The sequence below is a fragment of the Nonomuraea sp. NPDC049758 genome (genome assembly GCF_040674635.1).
Classification (GTDB): Bacteria; Actinomycetota; Actinomycetes; order Streptosporangiales; family Streptosporangiaceae; genus Nonomuraea.
Genome location: NZ_JBFAMZ010000019.1, coordinates 206458 through 219177, shown reverse-complemented (window position 1 = coordinate 219177; position 12720 = coordinate 206458). Strand labels below are relative to the sequence as shown.

General features: G+C 73.1%; 13 protein-coding genes. 6 read left to right on the top strand and 7 right to left on the bottom strand.

Annotation, left to right across the window (positions count from 1 at the left end; all coding sequences use genetic code 11):
* Positions 1-131: 131 nt before the first annotated feature.
* Both AB0J46_RS39210 and ccmA read right to left on the bottom strand, forming a co-directional pair.
* Entirely contained in the window at positions 132-1631 is a 1500-nt protein-coding gene (locus tag AB0J46_RS39210; protein ID WP_364339660.1) for a DUF6297 family protein, read from the bottom strand.
* A gap of 55 nt (positions 1632-1686) precedes the next feature.
* Positions 1687-2310: a heme ABC exporter ATP-binding protein CcmA gene (ccmA, locus tag AB0J46_RS39205; RefSeq protein ID WP_364339658.1), complete on the bottom strand. Its 624-nt coding sequence runs from the start codon at positions 2308-2310 to the stop codon at positions 1687-1689.
* A gap of 155 nt (positions 2311-2465) precedes the next feature.
* Here ccmA and AB0J46_RS39200 point away from each other — a divergent pair, with 155 nt between their 5' ends.
* Both AB0J46_RS39200 and AB0J46_RS39195 read left to right on the top strand, forming a co-directional pair.
* Positions 2466-2783, top strand: a complete 318-nt coding sequence (locus tag AB0J46_RS39200; RefSeq protein ID WP_364339656.1) for a hypothetical protein — start codon at positions 2466-2468, stop codon at positions 2781-2783.
* Positions 2784-2894: 111 nt separating this feature from the next.
* Positions 2895-3527 (top strand): MOSC domain-containing protein, encoded by a 633-nt coding sequence (locus AB0J46_RS39195; protein ID WP_364339654.1) that lies wholly within the window; start codon positions 2895-2897, stop codon positions 3525-3527.
* A 41-nt stretch (positions 3528-3568) separates the two neighbouring features.
* On the opposite strand, the gene AB0J46_RS39190 is transcribed toward AB0J46_RS39195, so the two are convergent.
* Complete coding sequence (locus tag AB0J46_RS39190) at positions 3569-4813, bottom strand: glycoside hydrolase family 18 protein (RefSeq protein ID WP_364339652.1); 1245 nt, start codon at positions 4811-4813, stop codon at positions 3569-3571.
* Positions 4814-4878: 65 nt separating this feature from the next.
* A complete protein-coding gene (locus AB0J46_RS39185) occupies positions 4879-6084 on the bottom strand; it encodes a styrene monooxygenase/indole monooxygenase family protein (RefSeq protein WP_364339650.1) in 1206 nt (401 codons plus the stop codon).
* 55 nt (positions 6085-6139) lie between these two features.
* On the opposite strand from AB0J46_RS39185, the gene hemW reads away from it, so the two are divergent.
* Positions 6140-7357, top strand: a complete 1218-nt coding sequence (hemW, locus tag AB0J46_RS39180) for a radical SAM family heme chaperone HemW (RefSeq protein ID WP_364339648.1) — start codon at positions 6140-6142, stop codon at positions 7355-7357.
* On the opposite strand, the gene AB0J46_RS39175 is transcribed toward hemW, so the two are convergent.
* The 3 genes from AB0J46_RS39175 to AB0J46_RS39165 are packed head-to-tail and all read right to left on the bottom strand — an operon-like array spanning position 7350 to position 9660.
* Complete coding sequence (locus tag AB0J46_RS39175) at positions 7350-8009, bottom strand: DUF4870 domain-containing protein (protein ID WP_364339646.1); 660 nt, start codon at positions 8007-8009, stop codon at positions 7350-7352. The two genes, hemW and AB0J46_RS39175, sit on opposite strands and share 8 nt — an antisense overlap.
* Complete coding sequence (locus tag AB0J46_RS39170; RefSeq protein ID WP_364339644.1) at positions 8006-8815, bottom strand: DUF3097 domain-containing protein; 810 nt, start codon at positions 8813-8815, stop codon at positions 8006-8008. Before AB0J46_RS39170 ends, AB0J46_RS39175 begins: the two co-directional genes overlap by 4 nt.
* A 17-nt stretch (positions 8816-8832) precedes the next feature.
* Entirely contained in the window at positions 8833-9660 is an 828-nt protein-coding gene (locus tag AB0J46_RS39165) for a DUF456 domain-containing protein (protein ID WP_364339642.1), read from the bottom strand.
* A gap of 156 nt (positions 9661-9816) precedes the next feature.
* On the opposite strand from AB0J46_RS39165, the gene hrcA reads away from it, so the two are divergent.
* From hrcA to AB0J46_RS39150, 3 genes are read left to right on the top strand one after another with little or no spacing between them, the layout of a single operon-like run.
* Positions 9817-10830 carry a heat-inducible transcriptional repressor HrcA gene (gene hrcA / locus AB0J46_RS39160; protein WP_358292027.1) on the top strand — a complete coding sequence of 338 codons (1014 nt, stop codon included), beginning with the start codon at positions 9817-9819 and terminating at the stop codon, positions 10828-10830.
* A gap of 11 nt (positions 10831-10841) precedes the next feature.
* The gene (dnaJ, locus tag AB0J46_RS39155) at positions 10842-11984 is read left to right on the top strand and encodes a molecular chaperone DnaJ (protein WP_364339640.1); all 1143 of its coding nucleotides are present in this window, start codon (positions 10842-10844) and stop codon (positions 11982-11984) included.
* A 9-nt stretch (positions 11985-11993) separates the two neighbouring features.
* Positions 11994-12719, top strand: a complete 726-nt coding sequence (locus tag AB0J46_RS39150; RefSeq protein ID WP_364339638.1) for a 16S rRNA (uracil(1498)-N(3))-methyltransferase — start codon at positions 11994-11996, stop codon at positions 12717-12719.
* Position 12720 lies beyond the last annotated feature (1 nt).

Below are 12720 nucleotides of genomic sequence, written 5' to 3'. Positions count from 1 at the left end.
ATCCGCTGCCTGAAGCGCTACATAGCTCGCGAACTCTACCGAATCATCACAGCAAACGATCAAGAACATCCCGCTTGACATCCATAGGAGCATCCGCTACGTCGCCTGACCGCTCAGAGCGGCCTGGCCGCTCAGAGGCGGGAACGCCCGCCCGGACGGGGCCGCATCAGGACGCCCGCCAGCGCCACCAGGCCCGCCACCGCCTGGGCCGCCAGGAACCCGCCCGGCGCGGCCGGCCCGGTGGCCAGCGCGACCACCGCGGGCAGGCAGCCGAGCAGCGCCAGGTCGGCGCCCGTCGCCGCCCACAACACCGGGCCGGTCGGGACCGCGCCGCCGGGGGTGTCGATGACCGGCATCGAATGGTCGACCGGCCCCCTCCTGGCCATCCGCAGCGCACCGGCCGCGAGCGCGGGCGCGCTGAGCAGCCCGAACACCCACGTGCCGGACGGAAGCCCGCCCACCGCCATGACGCCGGCCAGGGCCAGGGCCGCCCACACGCCGCCCAGCAGGCCGGGCAGCAGCGCCCGCGCCGCCAGCGCCGGACGTCGGCCCACGCCGGTCAGCCGGGCCAGGGCGGGGTTGTCGGCGTCCCGTCGCGCGCCGGACGTGCCGGACGCCGCCACCGCCAGCGCCCCGCCGAGCACGACCAGCCCGAGAGCCGCCGGAGCGGCGCCCGCCTGGGCGAACACGGCGGGCAGCGCCGCGCTCGCCGCCGTGGCCGCCAGCCGCCAGGGCCGGCGGCCGAGCCGCACCCAGTCCTGCCAGGCCAGCGCGAGCGGCGCGGGCAGCCCCGGCCACGGCCGCGAGGCGAGCTTCCTGGCCCGCCAGTGGTTGTCCTCGGCGATCCAGGTCAGCGCGCCGGGATCGAGGGTGACGGCGGCACTGGTGACGTGCCCGGCCCGGGTGGAGGCGGTCAGCAACAGACGGGTGGGGATGGCGGCCAGCGACCCCCACGCCCGGCGGGCCAGCACGGCGGCGAGCGCGGCCATGGCCGACGCCGTGGCGGCCAGCGCGGGCAGGGGCGCGTTCGCGGCGGCCGCGAGCGCCGTACGGGCCTGGCCGCTGACGGCGACCACGGCCAGCACCAGGAGCGCGACCAGCACACCGGTCAGCCACAGGTTCCAGGTCGGGGAGGACTGGGCGAGCATCGCCAGCGCCATGCCCGCCACGCTCGCCGCCGTCGCCACCGCCAGGGCGGCCAGCAGCCGCCACACCAGCGCGCCGGGCGCGCCGAGCGCCGCCAGCAGCCCGAGCCCGAACAGCAGCCCCGCCACCAGCGCGACGACCATGAGCACCCGCCCGGAACGCCCGAGCAGCCGCCGCCGGTCCAGCGGCGAGGTCAGCAACCAGGACGCCTCCGCCGCCGGCACCATCACCGGCCCGGCCGCCCGCGCCAGCGCCAGGCAGCCCGCGAACCCCAGCAGCACCAGGGCGACCCCGGCCCCCATCCGCCCCGGCTCGACCGTCCCGCCCAGGCCGGAGACCACCGAGGACAGCGGCTGCCCGACGACGGCGAGCAGCATGCACAGCCCGAACAGGCTGACGTAACGATCGACCAGCCCGGCCGGGGCGCGCCCGCGCGCCCGGACGAACGCCCGCACCGACCGCACGCTCACCTCGCCCGCGCTCACCGCCCGCCCTCCTTCCCCGTCAGGCCGGTCTCCAGGACGACGACGTCGTGGCCGCTCATGCGGGCACCCCGGCGGGGGAGACCCGGCGGGCGGCGTCGGCCAGGCTCTGGTCGTGGGTGGCCATCACCACGGTGCCGCCCTCGTCGGCGTACTCCTCCAGCAGTTCCCCGAGCCGGACGCGGAAGGCCGCGTCGAGGCCGCGTTCGGGCTCGTCGAGCAGCAGCAGCGTGCTCGGCCTGAGCAGCGTGGCGGCCAGGCAGAGGCGCTGGCGCTGGCCGGTGGACAGGTTGAGCGGCGGCGCGTCGGCCCGCTCGGTCAGCGCGAACTCCTCCAGCGCCGAGTCCACCGTCATGCGCGCCTCGGCGTACACGGCGCCCATGAGCTCCAGGTGCTCGCGCGCCGTCAGCCCCGGGTACCAGGCGGGCTCGTCGCCGAGCAGCGCCACCCGGCGCCAGAAGGGCGCGTCGTCGGCGGGCTCGGCGCCGAACACGCGGACCTCGCCTGAGGTGGCTGGCTGGAGGCCGGCCAGGCAGCGCAGCAACGTGGACTTGCCCGATCCGTTGGGCCCGACGACCGCCACGACCTCACCCGGCTCGACGGCCAGGTCGAGGCGCCGGAGCACGGGATTGCCCCCGAGCTCGACGGACAGGTCCGCGACTTCGATGATCAATCCGCTCACCGTTCGAGCGTAGCCACCCCACCGGCCGCCCGCGCGACCGGTCTCCAGGGCCTTTCGTGACGATCCCGGGGCCTTCCCGGGTCGGGAGGGCCGATTCTGTCGGTGTCGGTCGCTACCTTTGCTGTTCCCGAACACCAGTGCTACTGGAGGGTGACGTGATTGCTTCTGAGCGATTCGAGCGTGCCGCTGTGCTGGGGGTGGCCGTGGCGGAGGAGACCCGGCGGCTGCTGCGGCTTCACCTGAGACCCGCCGAGGTGGGCGGCGACGGCAGGGTGGTGGTCGACGTGCCCTATCCCGACGCGGCGGTGGTGGCGGTGTTGCTCGACGTCGCGGCCGAGTGTTTCGGCGAACGTGGCGGCTCGGTCGAGGAGACCAGGCAGGCGGCCCTGGAGACCCTGTTACAGCTGGCCGAGTTCGACACCGAGTCCCAGCTCGCCCAGGTGGCGCCGGAGCCCGACGACAGGCGCGGGTGACGGCTCGGCGAACAGGCCGAATGGGCACATGTCCGTTCTTCTCTGTTGATAGGGCGAGAAAGGCGGAAAAACCGGTGCGTCGCAGGCCCGTTCGTCCGCTACCGTCGCGGCATGCGCATCCTCTCCGTCAACGTCGGGCTGTCGTCCGACGCGGAATGGGCCGGCAAGCTCGGCCGCACGGCGATCGACAAGCGGGCCGTGCCCCACCGGGTGGAGGTGCTGCGCAACGGCCTGGCCGGCGACGAGCGGGCCGACACGCCCAACCATGGCGCCCCCACCCACGCCGTCTACGCCTACGCCCGCGAGGACTACGACTGGTGGCAGGGCGAGCTCGGCCGCGACCTGCGCGACGGCCGGTTCGGGGAGAACCTGACCACCGCCGGCCTCGACGTCAACGGCGCCCTCGTGGGCGAGCGGTGGCGCGTCGGCAGCGCCCTGCTGGAGGTCACCGGCCCGCGGATCCCCTGCGTGGTGTTCCGCAACTGGATGGACGAGCCGGGCTGGCTCAAGCGCTTCACGCGCGCCGCGCGGCCGGGCGCCTACCTGGCCGTGGTCGAGCTGGGCGAACTGGGCGCGGGCGACGAGGTGGAGATCGTCTCACGCCCGGAGGCCGGGATGACCGTGGCGGACGCCTTCCGCGCCCGCCACGGCGACGCCGACGCGCTGGCCCGGGTGCTCGCGGTCCCCGGCCACGCCCAGGAATGGGACGAGCTGGCCGCGCGCGCGGGCCGGGCGAGCAACTAGGAACCGCCCGCCCGCCCGGCCGGGTGTCCGACTAGCGCAGGCTAGCGCAGGACGGTGTACAGGGCCGAGGTGAGGGAGGCGCGGGCGTCGTCCTGGTCGATCGACCACATCATCGAGCCGCCCAGGCCCTTGAGCCGGATGTAGGCCGCCTTCTCCAGCAGCGACGCCGGGTCGTCGTAGGACCAGAACTCGTTGCCGTCGTAGAGCCACATCGCGCCGGTGCGCACGTCCCGGTAACGCTTGCCGGGCTTGGCCGCCAGGTCCTTGTAGTCCTCGCTGCCCGGCCCCCACTTGCCGGCGGCCGGTCCGGTCGCGGGCTGCCAGAGGCCGTCGCCGCCGCCGGTCACGCCGGTCCAGCCCTGCCCGTACGCGGGCACGCCCACGACGATCTTGCGGCCGGGCGCGCCGCGCGACAGGTAGTCGCGGACGGTCTGGTCCACGCTGTACCTGACGGGGTTGGGGTCGCGCCGGTCGTTGAACAGGTTCCCGTTGTGCCCGGTCCGCGACTCCCAGGTGCCGTGCAGGTCGTACCCCTGGACGGTGGCGAAGTCGAGCGACCGGAACACCCGGCGCACCTCGAACCCGGCGTCGATCTTCGCGGCGGCGGCCGGGAGGAAGGCGGTGAGCTGGGAGCTCGCCGAGAACGCCCGGAGCTGGGCCCGCAGTTCCTCGACGAAGAGGGTGAAGTTGCGCCGGTCCTCGGGCCTGATCACGTTCCCGTCGTTGCCCGCCGAGCCCGGCCACTCCCAGTCCAGGTCGACGCCGTCGAACACGCCGGCGCCCGCGCCCGGCTCCAGGCCCGGCAGGTTGCCGCGCAGCCACAGGTCGACGCACGACCGGGCCAGCGCGGACCGTGACTCGGCGGTGAGCACGGCGTCGGAGAAGTACTTGGAGCCGGTCCAGCCGCCGAGCGAGATCAGCACCTTGAGGCCGGGGTGCTTGGCCTTGAGCTTGCGCAGCTGGTTGAGGTTGCCGTTGAGCGCCTGGCCCGGCTGGTCGGCGACGCCGTCCACGCTCTGCTCGGCCGGCACCGGGCGCTGCCAGTCGGCCCAGGGGTCGGCCGAGTAGCAGGAGCCTTCGGCGTTGACGAAGCCGAAGGCGTAGTTGAGGTGGGTGAGCTTGGCGGCGGCGCCGCTGGTGTCCACGTCCTTGACGTGGTAGTTGCGCCCGTACACGCCCCACTGGATGAAGTAGGCGACCCGCTTGAATCCGGGATGGGCCTCGGCGGGCGCGGACACCGCCGTGAGCCCGAGTAAGAGCGAGAGTGCGAGGAGGATCTTCTTCACGGGCGCTCCTGGGGGGGGTGAACTTATAAGAAACTTTCCTATAAGTTGACGCGATCGTAGAACCGTCACCCCGTGCCGTCAACGACGCGCGACACCTCCTCGGCGCTGGAGAACAGCCGCCACGCGCGCGCCGGGTCGCCGAACAGCGACAGCACCAGATCGGCCACCTCCTGCCTGGTCGCGGCGGCGGCGAGCAGGGTGAGGACGTGCTCGGCCGGCGGCCGCAGGAAGGCGTTCGTCCACGCGACGACCGGCTCGGCCGCCACCCACATGCGCCGGGCCGTCTCCCGCGCGAACGCCGTGTCGTACGGGCCGCCCGCCGCGATGGCCTCGGCCGCGATCCAGGCGCAGGCCGAGCCCAGGTTCGCGCCCTGCCCGGTGATCGGGTCGTTGGTGACCCAGGCGTCGCCGATCGCCAGCGCCACGCCGCCGCCGGGCAGCTCGGCCACCGCCTCGCGCACGACCGGCGTGATCGCGCCCTGCAGCAGGTCCTCCGGCCCGAGCAGCTCGAACGCGGCCGGATCGATCAGCTCGGCAAGGCGCGGCGCGTGCTCGGGCAGCAGGGCGAGCAGCGTCCTGCAGAACTCGTCGGCGGGCACCCGGGCCAGCACGTCGAGCGGCCCGCCGGGGATCGCCTCGACCAGGACGCCGCCATGCACGCCCGACCGCGTCATCATCGCCATGCACAGGATCTCGCCGCAGCCGGGCGAGATGTTGAAGCCGAAGGCCGGCCCGGGATCGAACCCGTGGAACAGCCCGGCGGCCAGGATCCGCTGCGGCGCCTCGTACGGCGACCAGGCCGGAACGCGCGGGAACAGCTCGCGCACCGAGCGCCGCCCGGCGGCCACCACCATCAGCTCGTGGTCGCGCGACCAGCGGGCGACCTGGCCCGCGTCCGGCGGGAGGGGATCGACGACCAGGCGGCCGCCTCTGCTCGTGTAGTCGTCCATGAGCGCCGGCAGCAGCACCCGGAAGTCGACCCCGTGGAACGGCTCGGTCACGCGGCCGGTGAACTCCAGCGGCGGATCGCCCTTGATCGAGAGGCTGCCGCTGACCAGCAGGCAGCCGGGGTCGAGGAAGTGCAGGCTGCCCAGCGCCCGCTCGCGGTCCTGCGCGCGGCCCATCCTGCCGACCGTGTTCGGCAGCCGCCCGCGGCCCAGGTCGGCCGCGTCGCCCTCGCTGTAGAGCGTGGTCGCGACGCCGAGCTGCTGGAGCCGCAGAGCCAGCGTCAGCCCGGAGATCCCCGCGCCCACGATTCCGACGCCCGTCATGTGCCGCCTCCTTCGATGGCTCGGAGCACCCCCGTGAGCGGGCACACTGGATGACGTGCCATCCACCCTGCCCGACGGCGATCCGGCGCCCGCCTCCGGCGAGCTGCCCGACAGCGCGCTGCGCGGGCTCGGCGAGCGCCCGTTCGGCTTCTACGTGCACGTGCCCTTCTGCGTCACCCGCTGCGGCTACTGCGATTTCAACACCTACACCGCCGCCGAGCTAGGGCCCGGCGCCTCCCACCGCGACTACGCCGACACGGTCGTGGCGGAGGTGCGCCTCGCCCGGCGCGTGCTCGGCGACGCCGACCTGCCCGTGGAGACGGTGTTCTTCGGCGGCGGCACGCCCACGCTGCTGCCGCCCGAGGACCTGGCGCGCGTCCTGGCCGCGATCGACGCCGAGTTCGGGCTGCGGCCGGGCGCGGAGGTCACCACCGAGGCCAACCCCGAGTCCGTCGACCCCGCCTACCTCGACAAACTCCGTCAGGGCGGCTTCAACCGGGTCAGCTTCGGCATGCAGAGCGCGCGTGAGCACGTGCTCCAGGTGCTCGACCGCAAGCACACGCCGGGCCGCCCGGCGCGGGCCGTCCAGGAGGCGCGGGCGGCCGGGTTCGAGCACGTCAACCTCGACCTGATCTACAGCACGCCGGGGGAGTCCGACGACGACTGGCGGGCCTCGCTGGCCGCCGCGATCGAGGCCGGGCCCGACCACGTGTCGGCGTACTCGCTGATCGTGGAGGAGGGCACCAGGCTCGCGGCCCGGATCCGGCGCGGCGAGCTGCCGATGCCCGACGACGACGTCGCCGCCGACCGCTACCTGATCGCCGAGGAGATGCTGGCCGAGGCCGGTTTCGCCTGGTACGAGGTGTCCAACTGGGCCACCTCCGAGCAGGCCCGCTGCCGGCACAACCTGCTCTACTGGACCGGCGGCGACTGGTGGGCCGCCGGCCCCGGCGCCCACAGCCACGTCGGCGGCACCCGCTGGTGGAACGTCAAGCACCCGGCCGCCTACGCCCAGCGCCTGGCGGCGGACACCTCGCCCGCGCACGCGCGCGAGGTGCTCAGCGACGACGACCGGGCCGCCGAGCGGCTGATGCTGGAGCTGCGGCTGATCTCCGGCTACCCGCTCGCCGAGGTCGCCCCCGGCGCGCGCACCTCCGTGGCGAGCGCGCTGGCGCGCGGGCTGCTGGAGCCCGAGCCGTTCAGGGCGGGCCGGATGGTGCTCACCCTCAAGGGGCGGCTGCTGGCCGACGCCCTGATCACCGAGCTCATGTGATCAGGCGGATGGCGAACGGGTAGCGGTAGTTCTCGCCCCGGTTGGTGGCGATGGCCGCCTGGACGTGGAAGATCAACGACACGATCCATATGATCGGGAACAGCAGCAGGCCGACCAGCACGAACGACAGCACGATCGCCACCGCGTAGCCGATGAACATCGTGATCTGGAAGTTCAGCGCCTCGGCCGCCTGATCCCTGACATAGGGGGACTCGTCCTTCTTCATCAGGTAGATGACCAGCGGGCCGATCCACGAGACCAGCAGGCCCAGCAGGTGGGCGAGCATGGCCATCGTGGTGTCGTCGCTGCCGCGGCGCGGGCCGAACCGGCCGGGCACGTACGGCCCGGCGGGGTAGCCGTAACCCGGCTGCTGCCCGTAGCCCGGGGCCTGACCGTGGCCGGGGGGCTGGCCGTAGCCGGGCGGCGGGGGCACGTAGCGGGGCGGCGTGGGCATGGGGCCGGATTGCGGACCGGGCCGGCTCGGCGGCTGCCGCCCGTAGTCGGGCTGGGAGCCCGGCTGCTGCCCGTAGCCGAGCTGAGGGCCCGAGCCCTGGTCGCGGGGCACGTCGTGAGGCGGCACGTCGTAAGGCGGGACGTCAGAAGGCGGTACGTCGGGGGTGGAGTCGTCGGGGGGTGGCGGGGCCTGGCTCATGATGCCTCCGTAACGAAGTCGATCAGTTCCTCGACCCGGCCGAGCAGTTCCGGCTCCAGGTCGGCGTAGGACGAGACGGCGCCCAGAATGCGCCGCCAGGCGTCCGCGGGCTCCATGCGCCAGCCCAGTGCGGCGAGCACGCCCTCCTTCCACGGCACCCCGCGCGGCACGTCGGGCCAGCCCGGGATGCGCAGCACGGACGGTTTGACCGCCTGCCAGATGTCGATGTACGGATGACCCACGACTAGCACGTGCGGCGAGGTGATCCGGGCCGCGATCCGGCTCTCCTTCGACCCCGGCACCAGATGGTCGACCAGCACGCCCAGCCTGCGGCCCGGCTCGGGGTCGAACTCGGCCACGATGGCGGGCAGGTCGTCGACGCCCTCCAGGTACTCGACCACGACCCCCTCGACCCGCAGGTCGTGGCCCCAGATCTTCTCCACGAGCGCGGCGTCGTGCACGCCCTCGACGTAGATCCGGCTCTCCTTGGCGACCCGGGCCCGCAACCCCTCCACGGCGATGGACCCGGACGCGCTGCGCCTGGGCCCCGCCGGAGCCGCGGCCGCCGGGCGCACCAGCGTCACGGGCCTGCCCTCCAGCAGGAACGCGGCCGGCGCCAGCGGGAACAGGCGGCGTTTGCCGAACCGGTCCTCAAGGGTGACGGCCTCCTTGTCGCAGGCCACCACGGCGCCGCAGAAGCCGCTGTCGGCGTCCTCCACGACCAGGTCGAGTTCGGCGGGCACCTTCGGGATCTTGCCCTTGCCCGGCCGCCGCCAATTGCCTGCCAGCACATCGCCCTCGTACACACGGGGACCGTAGCAAATCACCCGCTGACCGCAAGGCGCTTACGCGCGCCGCTACGCCGTACGAGGACGACGATGGTGCCGATGATGCCGATGAGCAGGCCGGCGCCGGGGAACAGGAACAGCGCCGCCACCCCGCCGAACAGGCCGCCCGCCGCGGAGAGCACGTCACGGCCCACGCCGAAGCGGGCCGACGACTCCTCCTGTGTGGCGCAGGTCAGCTGGTAGTCGCCCTTGGCTGGGGCGTTGACGGCGAGGATCTCCTGCCAGGTGGTGCCGCCGGCGCTGAGCGTCTGGGTGCCGGAGACCTTGACCAGCCTGGCCTGGGCCGGGCCGCCGGAGATCTCGCACTGGTAGTTGACCCGCGTGTCGGTGGCGATGTAGACGGCCGGGCGCTTGGCGGGGTCGATCGCGACCTTCACGCTTTCGCCCGACGCGAACGTGGTCGTCGGGGCCATGTCCGAGACGCTGCTCAGCACGCCGCCGGCGAACACGACCACGCCCACGACGCCGAGCACGACGGCCACGGCCCACACGACGGCGATCCACCACAGGCGCGGCTTGATCGCCTTGCCGTCGATCCTGGCCGGGAACTGCGGCTGGCCGCCGTACTGGTTGTGGGGGCCGTACTGGTCGGGGTGGGCGTACTGGTCGGGCTGGGCGTACTGGTTCTGCTGGCCGTACTGGGGCGGGGGGCCGTACTGTGCGGGCGGCTGTTGCTGCTGGTAGGGCGGCTGGCCGTGCTGCTGGGGCTGGTACGGAGGCTGGGCGTACTGGTTCGGCTGACCGTAGTAGGGACCCTGCCCCTGGGGCGGTCCGTACTGCGGGGGCTGGGAATTGTCGGTCATGCGGCAAGTGTGAGGCCTGTCGCTTGTAAGTCGCTAGCAACAGGATGGGACCTGGTGTTATCGCACCTTGTGGGCGAGAGCCGTACACTTGGCACTCGGGAACACGGAGTGCTAGACCTGTCGTTTCCCTGTTAGGCAGAGGCAGGAGGTGAGCACGTGCTCGACGAACGGAAGCTGGCGGTGCTCCGCGCCATTGTCGAAGACTACGTGTCCACCAACGAACCGGTGGGCTCCAAGGCGCTGGCGGAGCGCCACAACCTCAAGGTCTCCCCGGCAACGGTCAGGAACGACATGGCCGCTCTGGAGGAGGACGGGTACATCACCCAGCCGCACACCAGCGCGGGCCGCGTGCCGACGGACAAGGGCTACCGCCTGTTCGTCGACCGGCTCTCGCAGGTCAAGCCCCTGTCGGGGGCCGAGCGGCGGGCGATCGAGACCTTCCTCGCCGGCGCGGTCGACCTCGACGACGTGGTCTTCCGCACCGTGCGGCTGCTCGCGCAGCTCACCAGGCAGGTCGCGGTCGTGCAGTACCCGACGCTGACCCGTTCCACGGTCAGGCACGTCGAGTTGGTCCCGCTCAACGAGCGGCGGGTCATGCTCGTGCTGATCACCAACACCGGGCGCGTCGAGCAGCGCGTGATCGAGCTGCCCGAGGTGGTGGAGGACGACCGCATCGCCCATCTGCGCGCGGTGCTCAACTCCTGCCTCGACGGCTGCGGGCTGAGCAACGTCCCCGAGCTGGTCGCCGACCTGCCCGAGCGGCTGCCCGCCGAGGACCGGCCCGCCGTGGCCACGATCCTGTCCGTGCTGCTCGAAACCCTCGTCGAACGCCATGACGAGAAGATCGTGTTCGCCGGCGCGGCCAATCTCGCGGGCGCCGACTTCGCCACCGGCCTGCGCGACGTGCTGGAGGCGCTGGAGGAGCAGGTCGTGCTCATGCGGTTGCTCGGCGAGACATCCACAGACACCCCGTCCGCGCTCACCGTGCGCATCGGCTCGGAAAACCCCTACCTTCGCGGCACGTCCATCGTCGCAACCGGATACGGTTCTGGCGACAACCAACTGGCCCGGCTCGGCGTGCTGGGTCCCACGAGGATGGACTACCCCGTGACGATGGGCGCCGTACGCGCGGTGGCACGCTACGTCAGCCAGATCCTGGCTGCATCTTAAGAGGTCGATAAGTGGCAAACAGCGACTACTACGCCACCCTCGGGGTGCGCCGTGACGCCAGTCAGGACGAGATCAAGAAGGCCTACCGCCGCCTCGCCCGCGAGCTGCACCCCGACGTGAACCCCGATCCCGAGACCCAGGAGCGGTTCAAGGAGATCACGCAGGCCTACGAGGTGCTGTCCGATCCGAACAAGCGCCAGATGTACGACCTGGGCGGCGACCCCTTCGGCGGCGGCGCGGGTGCGGGCGCGGGCGCCGGCGGCTTCGGCGCGGGCTTCCCCTTCAGCGACATCATGGACGCCTTCTTCGGCACCGCGGGTGGCACCCGCGGGCCGCGCTCGCGCGCCAGGAGGGGCCGCAACGCCACCATCCGGGTCGAGCTCGACCTGCGCGAGACGGCGTTCGGCACCACCCGCGAGCTGGTCGTGGACACCGCCGTGCTGTGCGAGGTGTGCCACGGCGCCGGCGCGGCCCCCGGCACCCACCCCGACGCCTGTGACATGTGCAACGGGCGCGGCGAGATCTCCCAGGTCACCCGCTCGTTCCTGGGCCAGGTCATGACCTCGCGGCCGTGCCCCCAGTGCGGCGGCTTCGGCAGCATCATCCGCCACCCCTGCCAGGAGTGCTCGGGCGACGGCCGGGTGCGCACCCGCCGTACGATCAAGGTCCGCATCCCCGCGGGCGTCGAGGACGGCACCCACATCCAGCTCGCCGGCGAGGGCGAGGTCGGCCCCGGCGGCGGCCCGCCCGGAGACCTGTTCCTGGAGATCGTCGAACGCGCGCACGAGATCTTCGAGCGGCGCGGCGACGACCTCCACTGCACGGTCCAGATCCCGATGACGGCCGCCGCGCTCGGCACCATCCTCGCCGTCGAGACGCTCGACGGCTCCGAGGAGATCGACGTGCGCCCCGGCACCCAGTCCGGCCAGGTCATCACCATGTACGGGCGCGGCGTGCAGCGGCTCAACGAGTCCGGCAGGGGCGACCTGCTCATCCACGTCAACGTCGAGACCCCGATGCGGCTCGACCAGACGCAGGAGGACCTGCTGCGCGAGCTGTCCAGGCTGCGCGGCGAGGAGCGGCCGCCGGGAAAGTTCGCCCCGGGGCAGCAGGGTTTTTTCTCCCGCCTGCGTGACGCCTTCAACGGCAGGTGACGATCACCCGTGACCGTCCCCGTGTTCCTCGCCGAGGACCTCAACGGCGCCGAGCTCACGCTCGACGGCCCTGAGGGGCGGCACGCGGCCTCCGTGCGGCGCCTGCGCGCAGGCGAGCGGGTCGACCTGACCAACGGCGCGGGCGACGTCGCCGAGTGCGTGGTGCGCGAGGTGTTCAAGGACGCGCTCGCGCTCGACGTGCTGGCCCGCTACACCGTCGAGCCGCCCGCGCGGCGGCTGGTGGTCGTCCAGGGGCTGCCCAAGGGCGACAGGGGCGAGCTGGCCGTCGAGATGATGACCGAGGTGGGGGTCGACGTGATCGTGCCCTGGGCCGCCTCGCGCAGCATCACGCAGTGGAAGGGCGACAGGATCGCCAAGGCGCTGGGCCGGTGGCGTGCCACGGCCCGCGAGGCCGGCAAGCAGGCACGCCGGTTCCACCTGCCGCAGGTGGCCGAGCTCGCCTCCACCGCCCAGGTCGAGGGGCTGCTGGCCGACGCGGCGCTGGGGCTCGTGCTGCACGAGGAGGCCGCCGAGCCGCTGTCGAAGGTGGCGCTGCCGCCCGGCGGCGACATCGTCGTCGTCGTGGGGCCGGAGGGCGGGGTCTCGGAGGAGGAGCTGCGCAGGTTCGCCGCGGCCAAGGCGGTGCCCGTGCTGCTCGGGCCCACCGTGCTGCGCACCTCCACGGCGGGGGTGGCGGCGGCGGCCGTGCTGCTCGCGCGTACCGGGCGCTGGTGAT

Coding starts and splice junctions, on each gene's coding strand:
- AB0J46_RS39195 (WP_364339654.1), top strand. CDS start 2,895: ATGCGCATCCTCTCCGTCAACGTCGGGCTGTCGTCCGACGCGGAATGG.
- AB0J46_RS39185 (WP_364339650.1), bottom strand. CDS start 6,084: ATGACGGGCGTCGGAATCGTGGGCGCGGGGATCTCCGGGCTGACGCTG.
- AB0J46_RS39175 (WP_364339646.1), bottom strand. CDS start 8,009: ATGAGCCAGGCCCCGCCACCCCCCGACGACTCCACCCCCGACGTACCG.
- AB0J46_RS39165 (WP_364339642.1), bottom strand. CDS start 9,660: ATGACCGACAATTCCCAGCCCCCGCAGTACGGACCGCCCCAGGGGCAG.